We start from the raw sequence: 17,233 nt of genomic DNA, 5'->3' as shown, positions 1-17,233 counted from the left end.
GCCTGGAGGGCGTCCGCTGCGCTCCCGCCCACGACGGGGGCCTGTTTGATTGTGTGGGTGCGGGTGTGATGGGGGTTCAGGTTCGCAGGCGAACCTGAAGTAGGGGTGGGTTCGCTGCGCTCCCTCACCCCAGGCGGTCCTTCCGGCTGCGCCTCCAGAACCTTCAGGCCCACTGCGTGGGCCCGGCCGGCTAAGAATACGGCTCCTGGGGGAGTTGGACGAGCTTCTCCGGGCTCCACGTCTCAGGCTGGTAGGCATCTCTCGGCCTGGGATCCGTGGAGGCAACAAGCGCAGCCATCCTGGAGAGCCGATGCCAGTACTCGGGACTGTCCCCCTCACTCAACTCGGTGAGGATTGCGGTGAGCTGGGATCCACGCCAATGCAGAACCCGGAAGAGCCGCATGTCCAGGGTTCCGCCGTCATCCAGCCAGGTGTACACACACCCGGCCATGTCCGCATCCACCAGGACGAGGTCAAACCCTGCCCGATCCTGACCTGCCAGGCCGCACGGGAAAGGTGCAGGCCTGTGCTCATCCCACAGTGGGCGCACAGCGGCTATGACATCCGATTCGTGATCCATTCCCACGATCATGACCGAACCCGCTGAAGAAGCACCCATGTTTTATCCGCCCAACCCCTCGCGGGCATCCGCGGCTCGGCATCCAGGGCCGCGGGTCTGCTGCGCTCCCCCGGCCCGCGATCCTTCCGGTGTGCCTTCACAGGCCTCAAGGCCAGCCCTACAGGACTCGTTCGTGTCGGATTCAACGCAACGGCTGCATCAGACTGATGCAGCATGTACCGTTGGTAGAAGTACGGTACACGGTGAGGCGGATAGGGTGGCGAACAGAAGAGAAGTATCTGAGCACATAACTCGTAGGGCGAAGTATTTCGTCCGAATCCACGGCCACTGGACTCCACGTTCTGACATTGAACAGTACCGGGCCCGGTGGATGGAACACGGCGTTCCCACGGCGCAGATAGACCGGGTCTCGGCCTACGAGGCCGTCTGGGGTGGGCTCGTTCTTCCTCCTTCTCCCCACTACGACGGCGGACCTCGAGTGCTCAGCGGGGACGTGCCCGAGGGACCCGACCCCGACTGGCACTTCAACGCAGGAGACCAGCGCACCGCTCTTCCGTACGCGTTCATGATCGGCCCCAGTGGAGAGTTCGGACTCCACTGCGGCCACTGGGTACCCCTGCACTCCAGCGTTGAAGGGTGGGTAGAAGCAGTCGCCCTGGCCCACCACGCCCGCAGCTGCGCACGCACCACCACGACAGTGACCGGCGACGCCGTCGAAAACATCGACCTCAACGGCTTCCAGCAGGTTCCGGAGACCGCCGGCCTCGCAGACACCTGGTGGCGCGGCACCGACTCCCTCATCGCCGTCTACCGCGGCGAAGCCGAAGTCATGGACGCGCCGCAATGCCGCACCGCCACCATCTACGGCGGCCTCGACGAGTGGGGACTCAGAGGACTCGACACCTAGACGACCGCCCAAGGTCTCACCTCTCAATCTCCGCCGCACAGAACGGAAAACTTGGAATGCACGGCATTTCCCTCAGGGAACACCAGGTCGACCAGAAGTCGGCATTCCGGAAGTGGGTGGGATTCCCTGCAAGATCATCCGTGCACCCCAGGGGGGCACGGGGCACCATCGTCTCCGCGACCGGCTCAGGCAAGACGATCACGGCCGCCGCGAGCGCGCTGGAATCGTTCGCGGACGGCCGGATCCTCGTCACCGTCCCCACCCTGGACCTCCTCGCCCAGACCGCCCAGGCGTGGCGGCTGGTCGGTCACCGGGCCCCGATGATCGCCGTCTGCTCGCTGGAGAACGACCCGGTGCTCAACGAGCTCGGAGTCCGCACCACCACCAACCCCATCCAGCTCGCCCTGTGGGCCGCCTCCGGGCCGGTCGTCGTGTTCGCCACGTACGCCTCCCTCGTGGACCGCGAGGACATCGACGCACCCGAAGGCCAGCGGAAGGTTCGCGGGCCCCTGGAGGCCGCTCTGGCGGGCGGGGAGCGGCTGTACGGGCAGCAGATGCACGGCTTCGACCTCGCGATCGTCGACGAGGCCCACGGCACCGCCGGCGACCTCGGACGCCCGTGGGCCGCGATCCACGACAACGCCCGAATCCCGGCGGACTTCCGGCTCTACCTCACTGCGACTCCGCGGATCCTCGCCGCGGCCCGACCGCAGAAGGGCGCGGAGGGCCAGGAGGCCGAGATCGCGAGCATGGCCGACGACCCCGACGGCACCTACGGGGCCTGGCTGGCCGAGCTGGGACTGTCCGAGGCAATCGAGCGGGGGATCCTCGCCGGGTTCGAGATCGACGTCCTGGAAATCCGGGATCCGTCGCCTGCTCTCGGGGAGTCCGAGGAGGCGCAGCGGGGCCGGCGCCTGGCCCTGCTGCAGGCCGCACTTTTGGAGCACGCGGCGGCGTACAACCTCCGTACGGTCATGACCTTCCACCAGAAGGTTGAGGAGGCGGCCGCATTCGCGGAGAAGCTGCCGGAGACGGCGGCGGAGCTGTACGACACCGACGCCACGGACGCCGACCTCGCGGCCGCGGAGAAGCTGCCGAAGTCCTCGATCGACGCGGAGTTCTACGAGCTGGAGACCGGCCGCCACGTCCCGCCGGACCGGGTCTGGTCGGCATGGCTGTGCGGGGACCACCTCGTCACCGAGCGGCGCGAGGTCCTGCGGCAGTTCGCCAACGGCATCAACGCCACCGGCCACCGTGTGCACCGGGCGTTCCTCGCCTCCGTGCGCGTCCTCGGCGAGGGCGTCGACATCACCGGCGAACGGGGCGTGGAGGCCATCTGCTTCGCCGACACCCGCGGCTCCCAAGTCGAGATCGTCCAGAACATCGGCCGCGCCCTCCGCCTCAACAAGGACGGCTCCACGAAGATCGCCCGAATCATCGTGCCCATCTTCCTGGAGCCGAACGAGGACCCCAACGACATGGTCGCCTCCGCCAGCCACCGGCCCCTTGTAGCCGTATTGCAGGGCCTCCGCAGTCATGACGAACGCCTCGTCGAGCAGCTCGCATCCCGCGCCCTCACCAGCGGCAAGCGCAAAATCCACCTGCGCCGCGACGAAGACGGGCAGATCGTCGGCGCCAGCGGGGAAGGCGAGGACCAGGAGGACGGCGCCGACGCCGCGGCCGAGTCGGCGCTGCTGCACTTCTCCTCGCCCCGGGACGCGGCCACCATCGCCGCGTTCCTGCGCACCCGCGTCTACCGGCCGGAGTCCCTGGTGTGGCTGGAGGGCTACCAGGCCCTGATCCGGTGGCGGGCCGAGAACGACATCACCGGCCTCCACACCGTCCCGTACGACACCGAGACCGAGGTCGGCGTCACCAAGGCGTTCCCGCTCGGGCGGTGGGTGCACCAGCAGCGCAAGGCCCTGCGCACCGGTGAACTCGAGGACCGGCGCAAGACCCTGCTGGACGCCCCGGAGGCCGGGATGGTGTGGGAGCCCGGTGAGGAGGCGTGGGAGGCCAAGCTCGCCGCCCTGCGGTCGTACCGCCGGGCCACCGGGCACCTGGCACCCCGGCAGGACGCCGTCTGGGGCGAGGACGACGAGATGGTGCCCATCGGACAGCACATGGCCAACCTCCGCAGGAAGGGCACCAAGAACGGACTCGGCAAGGACCCGGAACGGGCAGCGGAACGCGCGGCGCAGCTGACCGCGATCGACAAGGACTGGAACTGCCCCTGGCCCCTGGACTGGCAGCGCCACTACCGCATCCTGGCCGACCTCGTCGACGCCGACGGCCAGCTGCCCGACATCGCGCCCGGCGTGCTGTGGGACGGCGACGACATCGGACGGTGGCTCCAACAGCAGAAGCAGCCGCCTACCTGGGCGCGGCTCCTGCCCGAACAACAGGCACGACTGACCGCGCTCGGCGTGCAGCCCGACCAGGCGCCCTCTCCCGCCCCTGCGGCGACCCGCGGGGCGAAGGGGCCGAGCAAGGCGCAACAGGCATTCCAACGCGGCCTGACAGCCCTCACACAGTGGGTCGAACGAGAAGGCACCCACCGGCCAGTACCCCGCACCCACAGCGAGGAGATCACGGTCGAGGGCGAGGCAGAGCCGGTGATCGTGAAACTCGGCGTATGGATCTCCAACACCAAAACCCGACGCGACAAACTCACCACCGACCAGCTCGCCGCCCTCGCAAAGCTCGGCATCCACTGGGCTGCCTCGTGATCACCGGCTGTGGAGCTGTGTGCGCTCAGCTGTCAGTTGGTTGCGGAGGTCGGCGTCGCCGTCTGGCACTAGACGGCGGGGGGGCGGACGACACACGGCGGCGGCAGCATGGGACACCGACGGCCGACGGCGGCGGCCAGACCCGGAGGTCACTGTGCAAGCGCCGCCCGACGGCGGCGCGGCAACGCAATGGCAAAAAGCCCCGGCCTCCGTCAGGAGGCCGGGGCCTTGATCGAGCGCTGGGCAGGCCTTGCACCTGCATCCCCCCACGGGAAGTGGGGTGTCTTTCCTTGGACCACCAACGCCAGTCCCGCAACCGCGCAACCACGGCCGCGAGCACAAGATCCAATATACCGCAGAATCCCGCCACAGCAGCACACCTGAACAAGACACGCAGCCGCCCGCCATCTCCACGCGCGCCTCAACGGGGGCCAGTCGGGGCCGGTGGAATCGTCGGCCGGGCCGATGACGCGGGAGCGGCGCGAGCAGCTGGAGGAAATCGACCCCTCGTGGTGCCCGGCGTGGCCGGTCACCTGGCAGCGCTGCTTCCACCTCGTCCGGCAGCACCTGGACACCGGCCAGGCGCTGCCCACCGTGGCGGGCGAGGTCGTGCGCCAGGGCGAGGACCTCGGACGGTGGGTCACCTCCGTCCGGCACGGCTGGGATCCAGCTCACCGCGGTACAGCAACGGATGTGCGAACAGATCCTCGGCATCGAACCCGCCAGCGAGGACGAGAAGCCCAAGCAGCGCACCAGCCAAGCGGACAAGTGGGCCATGCACTACGCCGCCGCCGCCCAGTACTTCGCCCGCGAAGGCCACCTCACAGTGCCCCGCAAACACGTCGAGACCATCACCGTCGGCGACGGCCAGGCACAGCGGGACGTGGCGCTGAAGCGCGGGACTTGGGTCGACAACCAGCGACGCCGCGCCGCCACGCTGACACCGGAGCGGGTGGAGCAGCTGTCCAAGGTCGGAATGAGGTGGGCGTAGCGCCCCCCGGGGCTGGGCGGGATCGCCCAGCCCCGGGGGGCCCCTTCCTCGTCAGTCGGCAAGGGGCGCGTCGGGGCCCTGGACTTTGGCAGGCCATCGGGGGAAGCGCGAGTAGCTCATACGCTTCCAGCCGACGGTAGGGTCCGAACATTCAGCGGGCCCACACCCCGCTTGGACCGGAGTGTGGGCCTGCTGGCCCGTGGGTGGCTCCGCCGCGGAGCCACGGCGGGGGCGAGCCCGTGTTGCTCCCAGATGTCTTGTCCCGGTCCCAGGCGTCGGCCAGGACCTTCGGGAGCAGCCTTTCACGCTTGGCGCCGACCATCAGGACCGCCTGCACGGCGCCGAGCTGGTTCGGGAGGTGCTGCCGGTGACGGTCAGGCCGCAGTCCAACCGGTGCAGGCCCTCCCGGACCGCAGCCCTGGGCGGCTGTTGTCGATGACCGTTCTCCGACTGATTCCAGGGGAAGAGGCGTCAGTATGAGATGACGACGTAGGAGTCGCCGCCCGGCTCTCCAGAGTTGCCGGGGGCCTCGATGCCAATTCCGCCGTTGCCGCCGTCGCCGCCTGCGGCACGGCCGTCCGGTGCGGGCTGAGCGGGCAGGCCGCCCTCACCGCCGGTGGCACCGCTGCCGGGGGCGCCGTCGCCGCCGTTCTGGATCGTGCCGGCTCCGGAGCACGTTCCGGTGCCGCCCTCGCCGCCGGCCCCGGGGACGATTCCCCCAGGACCACCACCTGCGCCACCGCCACCGCCGCCGGCGGCGACAGCCAGGGCGGTGGCATCGGGTGCGAGCAGGGCAGCAGCTTCTCCCGGCTCGCCGTCACCGCCGGGCGTGCCGACGGGAGCAGTTGGACCGCCTTCGCCGCCGGCTCCCCCTTCGCCTGTGTCGACCGTGTAGACGGTTCCCGGTGTCACCGGCACGGTGCACGAGACGTAGCCGCCGGCTCCGCCGCCACCGCCTCCACCGCCGATTCCGGGGCCGGCTCCGCCGCCTCCGCCGCCTCCGCCTCCCGCACCCCAGACCCGGGCGGTCACGGACGTGACGCCCGCGGGTGCGACGAAGGTTCCGTCGGAGGTGAACACCACCTCACCGCTCGGGGGTGGGGTGGGGGTGGGGGTGGGACCCGACTGGGCTGCGGCACCATTCACGCCGACACTGTCCCTCCCGCTGCAGATCTGTTGGGCAGCGGTCGCACCCGCCGGCCCGCTACCGAGGAGCGGGCCATTGATGAGGCCGTTCTGGAATGCCACGTGGGTGACCTGAGAGCGCTGATCACACTCGACCACGCTCGCGCCCGGGCCCCCATCCCCACCGCTGTAGGCGTGGACGAAGGCACCACCAGCCCCCAACACACTGGCGCTCCCGACCACGGCAGCTACCAGAGCAGCCCGATGAAACTTGCGCACAACATCTCCCTGTCGTTCGATCTATTGCCGTCCGCGATGGGCAGATTGCGAACAACCGGCGGGATATGCAGCCCTTTGACCGCAACACGCCTCAGTTCGCGAAGAGGTGGTCAGATCGCGACGGGCGACCGACCCCGTAAGCCCGCCTTACCTCAGGGCGCAGCCGGACTGAACGCCACCGCCCCCCGCACACCACAGGCCCGGGGAGCAATCAGCCTTGACGTCCCGGGGCCCGGTTTCTTGGAGTCGCACCGTTCAACCGGGCCGCGACCCCGGGTCGGGCGTGCCGGGTCGTTACAGGACGCCGGGCGCAAGGCCCGTCACTGTGGAGACGAGGCCGCTGAGGAGGCCGCCGGTCGTGGCGGATGCGCCATTCAGGGCGCGGCTGTCCCTGCCGCTGCAGATCTGCTGGGGAGATGTTGCGGTCGCCGCGCCACTACCGAGGAGCGGGCCATTGATGAGGCCGTTCTGGTACGTCACCTGCGTGACCTCGGACCGCTGATGGCAGACGATCGCGTTGCCGGGTCGGTCGCTCTCGCTATCGTCCGAGCCGTGGGCGGAGGCGACACCGGCGCCGAACACACTGATACTTCCGACGACGGCAGCTACCACGGCAGCCTTGCGAAGCTTGCGCACAGCATTTCCTCTTCGTCAGAGCCGCAACCATCCTTTGGATGGAAATTACAGACGTGGACGTTATGTGAGATTCATGCCCTTTTAAGTGCGCCACGCCCACAGCGTCGCCTGGGAGACTCCCGGCCCACGCGGACGCCGGCCAGGTCTCGACCCCACTGCGGGGCAGCCTGCCCTCGGCGGCCTCTCCTCGCCGGTAGGAGGCTTGCCCGACGGTCAGGGGGCTTGCCCGGCGCGGAAGCGGGAGCGCCAGGTTCGGGCCTTCTCGGCGGTCGCGGCGGCCTCCGTCTCCAGACGGTCGCGCTCGGCCTGGTCCGCGACCGCGACCGTCTTGGCCTCGTACGGTTCGCACTGCGTCGGGTGCCACCGGTGGCCCGGCTCAGGGGAGCATACGGCTGCGCCGGGTCCTGTACGAAGCGACCGACCATGACCGCATCACGCCGATGCGATCACTCGGCCGTCACCCACGTCCTCAAGGAGTACGTCGCACGGCTTGAGCACGTGGTGTGACCGGCAACGATCACCGGGGTTGGAGGCCGGGCCATGGTGAGTGGCCGACTGCCCCAGTGCCTGACACGAGCGGCGTACAACGGCAGGTGGTCGGTTGCCCGGGGCGGTCTACTGGGGCAGGGCACCAAACTGAGCGATCCCGGAAGACGCGGCGCCGGGCGAGGTAAGGAGCAGTGCATGGTTCTCCAAATTGTCAGAGCATCGATCAAGCCGGAGCAGCGTGAGCACTGGCTCGAGGTGATTCGCGGCAACGCGGCTCGGACCCGTGCTGAGGAGGGCTGCGAGGGCTATCAGATCGCCGAAGATCTCGAAGCGCCGAATACCTTCGTGATCATCGAGCAGTGGGCCAATCTCGACGCCGTGTACAGGCACTTGCAGAATGAATTCGAGACGCTCATGGCCGCTTTGGGCGACGTCTTCGCAGCACCGCCTGAAGCCTGGATCCACGACCTGGCCTCGACGCTGACTCTCGATGAAGTCCTTGCGAAAGCTGGACTGACCCGGTGATCGAGCAAACCAGCGGGCAGGGCAGGCCCGCCTGGGGCCAGACCTGGTGCGTGTCTGCCCAGGTCATGGTGGGGTGGCGGTGTGAGGGGTTCAGCCGAGATACGCGTGAAGGGGGCAATGAGTAGATCTTGATGCGGCTTTACGCGTTGTCGTGGGGGTTGCGGCCGGCTTCGGTGCGCAGGATGGCGACGGCGATGTCGGCGGCCTGGTCCCAGTCGAGGTGGAAGCGGCGGGAGGCGGGGTCGAGGAAGTTGAAGCGGGCCAGGTTCGCCTGGTTGCCGGGTGAGGCGTAGACGTCGGCGTACCGCCTTCGCTCACATGGCCCGCCTCCGCGTGCCACGGCAGCGAGGACGTCCCCGTACCAGGCCGGACGTGGTCCTGGCCGATAAGGCATACTCCTCCCGCGCGATCCGCGAGCACCTGCGCAAGCGCGGAATCCGGGCGGTCATCCCCATTCCGGCTGTCAACGCGGCCACAGACTGCGGCGCGGCAGCCAAGGCGGCAGGCCACCCGCCTTCGACCGCGAGGCGTACAAGCAGCGCAACACCGTCGAACGCTGCATCAACCGCCTGAAGCAGTGGCGGGGCATCGCCACCCGCTACGAGAGGACCGCAACCATCTACCTGGCCGGACTCTACGTCGCCGGCATCTTTCTTTGGTCTGCCAGGCCAACGACTCAGGAGCAGGAGCGAAGCGCATCGTCCCAGGCACCGGGGCTGCGGTAGTGGTTCTTGTGCTCCGCGGCAAGTACGTGGCGCAGTTCGGCAAGGTGCTGGGTGTCCGTGGGGAGATCCAGCCGGCCGAGGAAGGTCAGTGCAGCAGTCGGCTCCAGGTCGCCGTAGACATCGTGGAAGCTCGCCAAAAGGCCGCGGAAGACGGCCGAGTGCAGGGCAGGAAGTTGCATGGCGGTGCGGTACGTCAGCTCCTTCGCCGTCCAGCGCACCGGGCCCGAACACTCCAGAACGCGACGGGCTCGGCGGAGCAGGGCCTCCGATCGCTCGGCCACCACCCGGTCGATGTCGTTACCGAGAACCTCGGCGAAGGCCGTCGCGGAAGTGGCGTGGTCCTCGAACCAGTCCACCCACAGCGAGTAGGTGACGGCCTCAGCGTCCCGGTCCGCCTCCAGTCGCTGACGGTAGCCGTTCCACATCACGTCCGCCGGCAGGGGACCCTCGGCGCCCTCGTTCGCGAACCGGATCTCGCACGTGACCCAGTACTCGTCTAGGAGGTCCAGCAGCCCGAAAGCCAACCTCACCTGGTCGGCTGCATCCAGGTCTTCGGCGAACACATCGCCGGCCCAGGAGTGCGCTACCTCGTTGGCGGTGAGCAACGCGTCCGGCTTCTCGTTGCTCACCCACCCGTCGCGCACCTGGCTGACACCCTGATCAGCCAGCCAACGCCGCGCTGCCTCCTCGGCTTGCATCTCCACTCGGGAAGTATGACAAGCCTCGCAAGATCCAAACGAAACGGCCTAGGCGGCCGAGGCGGTGCGACACGTCGCGGTGGAGCTGTAGGGCGGTGGATTTGTCAGGTGGGGCCAGGAGGGCCGACAAGCGAGGATCTTCCGGTCGCGTCTGGGCATCCACGAGGGCAAGCACTTCCACCTGGTCTAGGTAGGAGAGTCTGCCCAGTTCTCTGCGTCCTGTCTTCTGGCTCAGTTCCGGCCAGGTGGTCACGCGTCCCTCGCCGGCGGCCTTCCTCAAGGCGCCGCGGACGAAGTCAGCGAGGGACGTCAGCTTGCTCCTACGGTCATCGTGATCCGCTGGGAGCTGGAACTGTCTTCTGGTTCGGGCGACCTCTGCGATGCGCCGCGCCAGGTCACGGGCCTCTGCTGCTTCTTTCGCGGCTGCTTGCCTTGCCTGTTCCCGGCGAGCCTCCTCACGCGCACGCTGCGCACGCACCTGCAGATCGGCGACCGCCTCCTTCTCGCTCTCCGGGGTATCCACGTCCTCCACGAGTTGCACGGCTTGCGCCAGCAGGTCGCCGGACAGCCGTCCAGCTGCGGCGTCTTCAAGTAGCGCGGCGACGACCGCTGAGCGGCGCCGCGCCCGCTGGCCTTGCCACCGTTTAGCCCTTGCCAGCGCCGCGTTCAAGCCGTCGACATCATGCTCATTTGTTCGGTCCATGGGCTGCGTGGCGGCGTAAAGCGCTTCGCGGACCTGCTGGGCATCATCAGCACGAAGCGCGCTGTCGAGTCGCAGAGCGACCCTCCTGATAGAGCTAAGACGTCTTAGATCTGGGGCTGGGGGCGAAGCCGAGGGGGTAACAGGCAGCATCTGCCAATGCTCGCGGGCAGCCAGGGTTGTTGCTTCAGCAGATGGCCGAGGCCGGGGCACTGTTCCCGGCTGTGTGGGCAGGGCCAGCCCCTCTTCGGTGAGGAGGAGCTTGCCCAGGGCCGACCATTCCGGGCTGCCCGTCGGTTCCAGGCGAATCCGGGTCGCACGGCGGCCGCCGGCCTTGGCGTACAAGCGAAGACGCAAGATGGAGCCGCGTATGGAGAGGACATCCGGGTCCATTCTGACTCCGGGACCGAGCAGGATCTCCCAGTACGCCGGGTCATTCCATGGGACAGGTCGGCTCCGGTCGAGATGGATCAGCAGTACGCGGCCATCTTCCAGTCGCACTGTCACTGCGGATCCGACGGGCTCGGGGAAGGCGAGGTCGGCCCTGATGCCCTGTGCGTCCAGCCACGTTGCGAAGTCGGCCTTGATAAAGAGGTGATTCGCGCTCTCGGGGCCGCTGGACTGCCGGCCACACCGGTACTCCGTGCCGTCTTCCCGGTAGTGCGCAAAGTGGCAGACCCTGTCGGTGCGCAGCCGGGTCATCAGTCGACGGCCGCAGCCACCCGGCAGGTGTGTACCGCACCACCACGTGTCTTTCTCGTGTTCACGCCGGAAGACTCTGAGCTCATCGGGGTCTTCAGGGCACACCACTGGCTCATCAGAGTCAGGACTGCCAAGCACCGCGGTCTGGATAAGGCGTTTGTCCATCAGCCCCTGCCATGCTCCGAACGAGTGACTGATCCTGTTGTGACCCACTCACAAGGCATACGAAACATTCCAGCCACACTTCGCAGGGATTCGGCCGTCCGGTCAGCGCGAGGAGCGCACCGAAGTCTGTTCGGTTGTCAGTGAGGCGTCGTACCGTGGAAACGCGGCCTTCTTCGCATTGCTACTGGGTGGGGGACATCTGTGGCGAATGGCGTTTGGCATTCCGGATTGGGCACCGTTCTCGAACTCGACAAGGGAGACCTCGGTCTGGCGGGCGCGGGCATCAGCGTGCCGGACCTGATCGCGGAGCTCCTTCTTCCAGTGGCTGAGCGGGACCGGAAGCTGCTCGTGTGCATGGAGAGCAGCAGGGGGCAGCCCTGCAAGGCGGAACTCAGCGGCGTGCAAAGCCCCTTCATGTACGTGCGTAAGCACCGCGGTCCCGATGGCGCTCTTCGGCTGCGCGCGGCGCATCTTCCCACCGTTCATGAGATGACGGCGGAGGAAAGTGACCGGCACAAGGCCATGAAGGATTTCCTGGCCCGTACCGCGCAGGCGGCCGGTCTCGAAGTACGGGTGGAGAAGTCCACCAAGCTGCGGTCCTCGCGTCCCGACGTGACCATCGTGGGGGCCGGCGGTCTGGATCTGGGTTGTGAGGCGCAGTACTACAACGCCAGCCCTGGCAGTGTGCTGCGCCGGTCGAAAGCCCACGCTGCGGCCGGTTTGAGCCCGAACTGGATCACGCACGACGACACGTTCCACCTGGTCGACCGGTCGAACTGGATGCTGACCAACCAGGTCACCTGGCGGGAGATCAGCAACGCCGCCGACCTGGCCCTGGTCGGCGGATACCGCGTCCTCGCCGAGTGGCACTGCGTCGCCGCAGCCCAGCGTCCCTGCCCGGACGGCCAGGTCAAGACAGGGTGCGGGAAGGTGCACCTGCAGTGGGACACCCCGCGCCGCATGGACGATGAAACCTCCGGGTGGACGAGCTTCGACGGTGACGTCGCCAGCGTCACCGTCGGCCGCACGCTGATCGGCGCGGCCATAGGTCACATCGCACCGCTCTTCGTTCCCTCCCGCAAGGACTCACGCGCGGGCAGCCACCTGTGGGTTCCCCTCAAGGACCGCAACAAGTGGGCCGACTACCGCAGCGTGGACACCCCTGACTTCGGGGAATCCGACGTCCTGGACGACGAGATCCAGTACTCGGGCCGGGAAGCGGACACGACATGCCGGTTCGGCGAGAAAACGTGGCACCCCAGCGCCCCCTTGAAGCCGCGGGGCATCGCCAGCGTGGAACTCGCCATCACGATCGACCCGGCACCCAGGACCGAACCGACCCCTGACCGTCAGAAGCTGGACGAGCCGACTGCCCCGCTGGATCCACAATCACCAACGGCATCTCCCCTCCACCGGGGCTCCTGCGAAACCGGCAACCCCACATGCGGCCAGCCGGCCCGCTTCTACGCAGCCGGATGGCGATGCGACCTGCACCGGCCCCACAGCTTCTGGGGACCCCAGGCACTACCGCACCCTCAAGCCGCTGATCCAAGTCACTAAGGGCCGTACGGACTCCATCCGCGGAGGAACGGCTTCAGATCGTCGGGGCGGGGTTCGGGAATGTCAGGGAACCGAAGCTGTTGAAACTTCGGATGGGCGCGCGCCACATGTTCCGTGGCCCATTGCATCCACTCTTCAGCAGCCGTCCGTTCCGGTCCGGGTGCAAGCGTCGCCACGTGTGCCTCAGCGGCTTCCAGGTAGGTGCTCAGGCGTGTCGCGCGGCGCCAAGCAGCCTCCTGCGAGTCCAGCTGTCGGACGCGGCAATCCTCGGCGTACTGTTCACGGGCCTCGGCCATAGCGGCTTCCCAGCGCAAGTGCTTCTGCCTTGCCTGCTCAAGATCGGCTAGGCGCTTACGCTCGGCCGCCTCACCGCGCAGTCCGATCTCGTGGACGATCTCTGCGAGCTGCTCCTCCAAGGGGCGCTCGGTGCTGTCGACCCATTCGGACCCGTGGTGCCACTGGCCGCCGCTGAGGTCGATGCGCAGTCGCTCGGAGGGTGTGTAGTCGTACCGGGGGATCATGATCCATGAGGACTTCTTGGCTTCCGCGAGCTCCTTGTCCGTCGCAATGTGCTCGCTTCGGTCCTTCTCCTGCACCACTCGGAACTCGACCGTCTGCCCCTGGGCTTTGATGGTGAAGTGCGGATCGTGCGGAAGACGTCGGTTGTGCTGCGGTCCCGCGCCCACGGTGCCGGCGGCGCAGGTATGGCCGTTGCGTTCGACGGCGGTGAGGAGCGCGTGCACGATCCGTAAAGCGCGTTGCTGGACGGGGCGCGTCAGCCCGAGCGGTTGGTTCGCCTTCTGCATCGCCTGGACGACAGGATGCGGGCGGGTCAGCCGTGCTGGCACGGCCACCGGTTCCAGGACGGCCAGGCGCCACTCGGGAATGTCCACGAGCTTGATCTCGACGCCCTCACGGAGCCTCCGCCAGTGCAGCTCCTTGGTCTTCGGGATCCGTCCGGATCTACTCGCCGAGGCGGCACGGCTCCACCAGGCATCGGCGTCAGGGCCCGACTTCAGAATCCTGCCGCCGGCTGCCTCCAGCTCCTCCAGGAGCTGGTCGGTGTACGTCTTACGCGGCTGCTGTGGAACACCGGGTGACGAAGACGGCGCGATGACCTTGGGCAGCCGGGGGATGGGAAGCGCTCGCGTCGGGGCCTTCGGTGCAGGGTAGGTGCCATGGGCTAAGTAATGGCGCCCTGCGTCAGTGAGCACCGCAGTCCACACCCCACCGCGCCTGGATACCTTGACCAGCCCTCGGTTCTGCAGAGCCTGGCTGCTGGCCTTGTAGGTGGGGGCGGTCCCCTCGGGGCAGCCCTTTCCGACCCACTCCAGCACCGCCAGCTGCCGCTCGTTGAGTGTCTGCTTCATTTCGCGCGCCCTCTACCGATCGACAAGTTCGGCTCGGATGCTGCCAGGGAGAGACCCAACCGGTGCGCCCTACTGGAGCTGATTAGCCCGAAAGGATGTGCTCCCCTTCCTGACCGACCTTGGCGGCGTCCGTCAGTACAGCGCCCTCAACCCCGACCAGGTCGCCGCCCGCGGGCCTGGGCCGAGTTACTGGACCGTGAGGCCCGCTCGGGTTGGAGCAGGCCGCAGCCGGCTGGCGTACGCCGGGCCGATTTCGCAAGGTCGACGCCGTCGACGCCCCCGCTTCGCTGCTGGCGTCGTCGACAACCTGCCCCGGGCACATCGCGATGTCGACCGGGCGCAGTTGCACGCGGTCGGCAAGTTGACCAGGCCTAACTGCCGGGCGTGGGTGATGTCGGCACAGCTTGCCGGCTGGGCTGGACTGCAGAACAGGAGCCTTCCACTGGCGTCAGTGAGGACAATTGCCGTGACCGCGTTCTGCTTGTTTTTGCCTGAGATGAATTTGTCCCGGTCCTTGCGGCCGACCGCGGGCCTGCGGACCCGGATCTCGGTGCCGTCGATGATCCCGGTCCGTCCGCTGGCACCGAGGTGGTCGATGACCTCGGCGAGGGTGCTGAGCCGCATACCGGGTGCGATGGTGCAGCCGCGTCCTGCGAGCAGGGCCGCACCTCGCCGATCGCCCGGGTAATAGTGGAGCGGTCAACGCCGAACCAGCAGGCCAGCACGTCGTGGGTGGCACCGTGGCGAAGGTGGACGAGCGTGGCCAGGAGCCGGTCGATGAAGACCACCCGGTGTTTGGCGCCGACGCCCACGGCCCGCTGCCGTGGCCTGGACTCCAGTCTCGCCTGGTGCCGTTCGTGCCATACTGACTTCGGCTTGTCAGGGTGAACCTTGGCGAAGTGCCTGATGGGCTTGAGGTGCTGGCTGTATGGACGACCGTGGCAACGGGGTCGCTCGGGCCACCCGTCCTGCCGATGTCCGGCAACCGGACCGGCTCATGGGTGCCGCCAGCAGCCGGTGACCCCACCGCGGAGCCCCACATACTGTTGCCTCGTACGTGAGCAGGGCATACGGGGGGTAGGGAACATGGTGGACGAGACGGTACGTGCAGGCGCCAGGCACCGTACGGAAGTCTTCGTGTGGCTCGGTCTCGCGCTACTCCTGGGCGCACTGTCGGCCCTGGTACTGATTCCCCAGGCCCAGCATCAGCGCTCGCTCCGCGACGGTGTGCGCGCCGACGCCACCATGCATACCCGCGGCACGTGCGCGCTGGGACAGTGCAAGGTCGCCTTCGAGGCGCAGGACCGCACCGTCGTGGCGGCCTTGCCCCCAGGCAGTAGTGGCAGCAAATACCCCGTGGGCGCGCACCTCACCGTCCGATACCGGGCGGACGATCCGCAGACAGTCGCCGCCGCGGCCGACGCGGAGGGCGGTGGGGCGACCTTGCTAGCCGCCTCGACCGGCGCGGGCGCCGTGTTGTTCCTGCTTCTGCCGGTCGTGAAGACGGTGGCCCGAGCACGGCGGCGGCGCGCGGCGTCCAGCGCCGTTGGATGACGTGCCCGCCCCACATGCCGATCACCGTGCTACTGACTTCGACTCGTCAAGGTGATGCCGGGGCGTCGAGGGTCAGGCCGGTGCCTGCTATGAAGCCGTCGAGGGTGTCGGGCCGGTATTGAAGCCGTTTAAGACGGTTGCGGACGAGGGTTTCGAGTCGGTCGAGGGCCATGACGGCGAGGTTGGCCAGGCTGCGCTTGACGTGCGCCCAGACGCCTTCGACTGGGTTCAGGTCGGGCGCGTAGGCGGGCAGCAGGAACACTGTCAGCCACGTCCGCTCGGCGACGAGGTCCCGCATCTTGCGCGAGACATGGGTGTTCAGCCGGTCCCAGATCAGCACGATCGGCGCCTTGACCAGCTGATGAACGCCGTCGACCAGCGCGATGAAGTCCCGCTCGTCCATGCTGCGGCGCTTGCCCTTGCCTGCGGGGTGGGTCCGCAGCCGGTGGCACAGCCGGGTCCGGGAGCCGGGCCGCATGGCGATCAGGCCGGCCACCGACAGCCGTCCCGAGCGGCGCCCGCTCACCGTCACGACCGGGGTGCGGCCTCGCCTGCCCCAGGTCCGTCCCCGGGGCGGCCGACGGGTGAAGCCCGCTTCGTCCTCGAAGCAGACGTAGCCCCCGCAGGCCGCCCGGGCCCTTTTACCTCCGCCCAGGTCGCCCCCTTCCATGCGATGACGGCCTGCTCGTCACGCTCGGCGACACGCCGCGCGGGAACCTGCGGGCTGAAGCCGAGCCGGTGCATCAACCGGGTGGCACCCGAGACGCTGTAGGAGACGTGGAACTTCCGGCCGATCAGCGTGGCCACCCTCGACGCGGTCCACACCTGGTCCTCCACCCAGCCGTGCGCTGCCGGACCTTCCTCCAGGAACCTTGTCAGCTTCTCGAGGCAGTACGGCGACAGCCGGCACCGCGAACCACTCGGTCCACACGAGACCAGTGCCGCAGCCCCGCCGTCGCGCCACAGTCGGTGCCATTGGTAGGCCGACTTCAGGCTTACCCGCAGGCGCCGGGCGACCTCCGACGGCTTGGCCTTCTGCTCGAACAGCCCGACCGCCTGTATCCGTACCGATTCACGGCGCTGACGCCCTGCAGGGGTCAGCCCGCCCCCATCCGCATACCTCACACACCACGGGATACAGCCACAGCTCCAAGCCCAGCAGGCACTTCACCAAGATTCACCCCGACGAGCCGAAGTCAATAACGGACCGACCTCGGCGACGAGTTCGGCGATCACATCGGCCGACAGCCCTGTGATCCTCCGGTGGCTGATGATCGCTGCACGAGACCCGTTCCCCACCACACGAACATGATCAAGGATCAAGATGCAGCGCGTCACCGCCAACCATGCACGAGCTCGTTACTAGGTCGACTTGGAGCCGCGCGCGCCGGGGGTCTTCGGGATCGAGGGCCGCACGGCGGTGGCGTCGGCCATGTCGGGCTGGTCCATGTACACGTACCAGTCGCGGTCCTCGCCGCCCATGCCGGAGCGGAGGCTC

Annotated in this window: 13 protein-coding genes and 2 pseudogenes; 7 read left to right on the top strand and 8 right to left on the bottom strand. The window is 68.1% G+C overall.

The features are described 5' to 3' along the window. Positions 1–1,073: 1,073 nt before the first annotated feature. The 3 genes from IH80_RS46625 to IH80_RS47560 all read left to right on the top strand — a co-directional run bounded on the left by IH80_RS46625 (position 1,074) and on the right by IH80_RS47560 (position 5,207). On the top strand, positions 1,074–1,487 hold the full coding sequence (locus IH80_RS46625) for a hypothetical protein (protein ID WP_234432508.1): 414 nt from the start codon (positions 1,074–1,076) through the stop codon (positions 1,485–1,487). 56 nt (positions 1,488–1,543) lie between these two features. Further along, positions 1,544–4,216: a DEAD/DEAH box helicase gene (locus tag IH80_RS0136420; RefSeq protein WP_030966126.1), complete on the top strand. Its 2,673-nt coding sequence runs from the start codon at positions 1,544–1,546 to the stop codon at positions 4,214–4,216. A gap of 691 nt (positions 4,217–4,907) precedes the next feature. After that, a complete protein-coding gene (locus IH80_RS47560) occupies positions 4,908–5,207 on the top strand; it encodes a helicase associated domain-containing protein (protein ID WP_030966125.1) in 300 nt (99 codons plus the stop codon). A gap of 471 nt (positions 5,208–5,678) precedes the next feature. On the opposite strand, the gene IH80_RS47025 is transcribed toward IH80_RS47560, so the two are convergent. Further along, on the bottom strand, positions 5,679–6,353 hold the full coding sequence (locus IH80_RS47025) for a hypothetical protein (protein WP_158943817.1): 675 nt from the start codon (positions 6,351–6,353) through the stop codon (positions 5,679–5,681). Between the two features lie 552 nt (positions 6,354–6,905). Next, positions 6,906–7,247 carry a hypothetical protein gene (locus IH80_RS0136405; RefSeq protein WP_030966122.1) on the bottom strand — a complete coding sequence of 114 codons (342 nt, stop codon included), beginning with the start codon at positions 7,245–7,247 and terminating at the stop codon, positions 6,906–6,908. Between the two features lie 684 nt (positions 7,248–7,931). Here IH80_RS0136405 and IH80_RS41275 point away from each other — a divergent pair. Continuing rightward, complete coding sequence (locus IH80_RS41275) at positions 7,932–8,261, top strand: putative quinol monooxygenase (RefSeq protein WP_051810312.1); 330 nt, start codon at positions 7,932–7,934, stop codon at positions 8,259–8,261. A gap of 148 nt (positions 8,262–8,409) precedes the next feature. Here IH80_RS41275 and IH80_RS0136395 read toward each other — a convergent pair. Then, a pseudogene (locus tag IH80_RS0136395) lies at positions 8,410–8,616 on the bottom strand (transcriptional regulator); the annotation flags it as partial. Here IH80_RS0136395 and IH80_RS43185 point away from each other — a divergent pair. Next, positions 8,580–8,986: pseudogene (locus IH80_RS43185) on the top strand (transposase); the annotation flags it as partial. The pseudogenes IH80_RS0136395 and IH80_RS43185 sit on opposite strands and share 37 nt — an antisense overlap. On the opposite strand, the gene IH80_RS0136390 reads toward IH80_RS43185, so the two are convergent. Together IH80_RS0136390 and IH80_RS44375 are read right to left on the bottom strand one after the other, a co-directional pair. After that, entirely contained in the window at positions 8,938–9,615 is a 678-nt protein-coding gene (locus IH80_RS0136390) for a hypothetical protein (RefSeq protein ID WP_234432507.1), read from the bottom strand. The pseudogene IH80_RS43185 and the gene IH80_RS0136390 sit on opposite strands and share 49 nt — an antisense overlap. A gap of 31 nt (positions 9,616–9,646) precedes the next feature. Beyond that, positions 9,647–11,299 carry a competence protein CoiA family protein gene (locus IH80_RS44375; RefSeq protein WP_158943815.1) on the bottom strand — a complete coding sequence of 551 codons (1,653 nt, stop codon included), beginning with the start codon at positions 11,297–11,299 and terminating at the stop codon, positions 9,647–9,649. A gap of 180 nt (positions 11,300–11,479) precedes the next feature. Between IH80_RS44375 and IH80_RS44370 the strand changes: the two genes are divergently transcribed. Continuing rightward, entirely contained in the window at positions 11,480–12,811 is a 1,332-nt protein-coding gene (locus IH80_RS44370) for a hypothetical protein (protein ID WP_158943813.1), read from the top strand. On the opposite strand, the gene IH80_RS45545 is transcribed toward IH80_RS44370, so the two are convergent. Both IH80_RS45545 and IH80_RS46615 read right to left on the bottom strand, forming a co-directional pair. Further along, entirely contained in the window at positions 12,808–14,181 is a 1,374-nt protein-coding gene (locus IH80_RS45545; RefSeq protein WP_030966114.1) for a hypothetical protein, read from the bottom strand. The two genes, IH80_RS44370 and IH80_RS45545, sit on opposite strands and share 4 nt — an antisense overlap. A 186-nt stretch (positions 14,182–14,367) precedes the next feature. Further along, on the bottom strand, positions 14,368–14,805 hold the full coding sequence (locus IH80_RS46615; RefSeq protein WP_234432506.1) for a transposase family protein: 438 nt from the start codon (positions 14,803–14,805) through the stop codon (positions 14,368–14,370). Between the two features lie 462 nt (positions 14,806–15,267). Here IH80_RS46615 and IH80_RS0136370 point away from each other — a divergent pair, with 462 nt between their 5' ends. Then, positions 15,268–15,735 carry a DUF3592 domain-containing protein gene (locus IH80_RS0136370; protein WP_030966113.1) on the top strand — a complete coding sequence of 156 codons (468 nt, stop codon included), beginning with the start codon at positions 15,268–15,270 and terminating at the stop codon, positions 15,733–15,735. A gap of 46 nt (positions 15,736–15,781) precedes the next feature. Here IH80_RS0136370 and IH80_RS47555 read toward each other — a convergent pair. After that, positions 15,782–16,860, bottom strand: a protein-coding gene (locus IH80_RS47555) for an IS630 family transposase (RefSeq protein WP_420708912.1) whose coding sequence is annotated in 2 segments (ribosomal slippage) — positions 15,782–16,359 and positions 16,359–16,860 — 1,080 coding nt in all. Because the reading frame shifts where the segments join, the coding sequence is not laid out codon by codon here. Positions 16,861–17,233: the final 373 nt, after the last annotated feature.

This window comes from Streptomyces sp. NRRL S-378, assembly GCF_000720645.1.
Lineage (GTDB): Bacteria > Actinomycetota > Actinomycetes > Streptomycetales > Streptomycetaceae > Streptomyces.
The sequence above is the reverse complement of the archived record's forward strand: the minus strand, read 5'-3'. Positions and strand labels throughout refer to the sequence as shown.

Excerpts from the sequence above, each read along its gene's own strand:
- IH80_RS0136370 (WP_030966113.1), top strand. The coding sequence starts at position 15,268 with ATGGTGGACGAGACGGTACGTGCAGGCGCCAGGCACCGTACGGAAGTC.
- IH80_RS41275 (WP_051810312.1), top strand. The coding sequence starts at position 7,932 with ATGGTTCTCCAAATTGTCAGAGCATCGATCAAGCCGGAGCAGCGTGAG.
- IH80_RS47560 (WP_030966125.1), top strand. The coding sequence starts at position 4,908 with ATGTGCGAACAGATCCTCGGCATCGAACCCGCCAGCGAGGACGAGAAG.
- IH80_RS0136420 (WP_030966126.1), top strand. The coding sequence starts at position 1,544 with ATGCACGGCATTTCCCTCAGGGAACACCAGGTCGACCAGAAGTCGGCA.
- IH80_RS46615 (WP_234432506.1), bottom strand. The coding sequence starts at position 14,805 with ATGCGGCTCAGCACCCTCGCCGAGGTCATCGACCACCTCGGTGCCAGC.
- IH80_RS45545 (WP_030966114.1), bottom strand. The coding sequence starts at position 14,181 with ATGAAGCAGACACTCAACGAGCGGCAGCTGGCGGTGCTGGAGTGGGTC.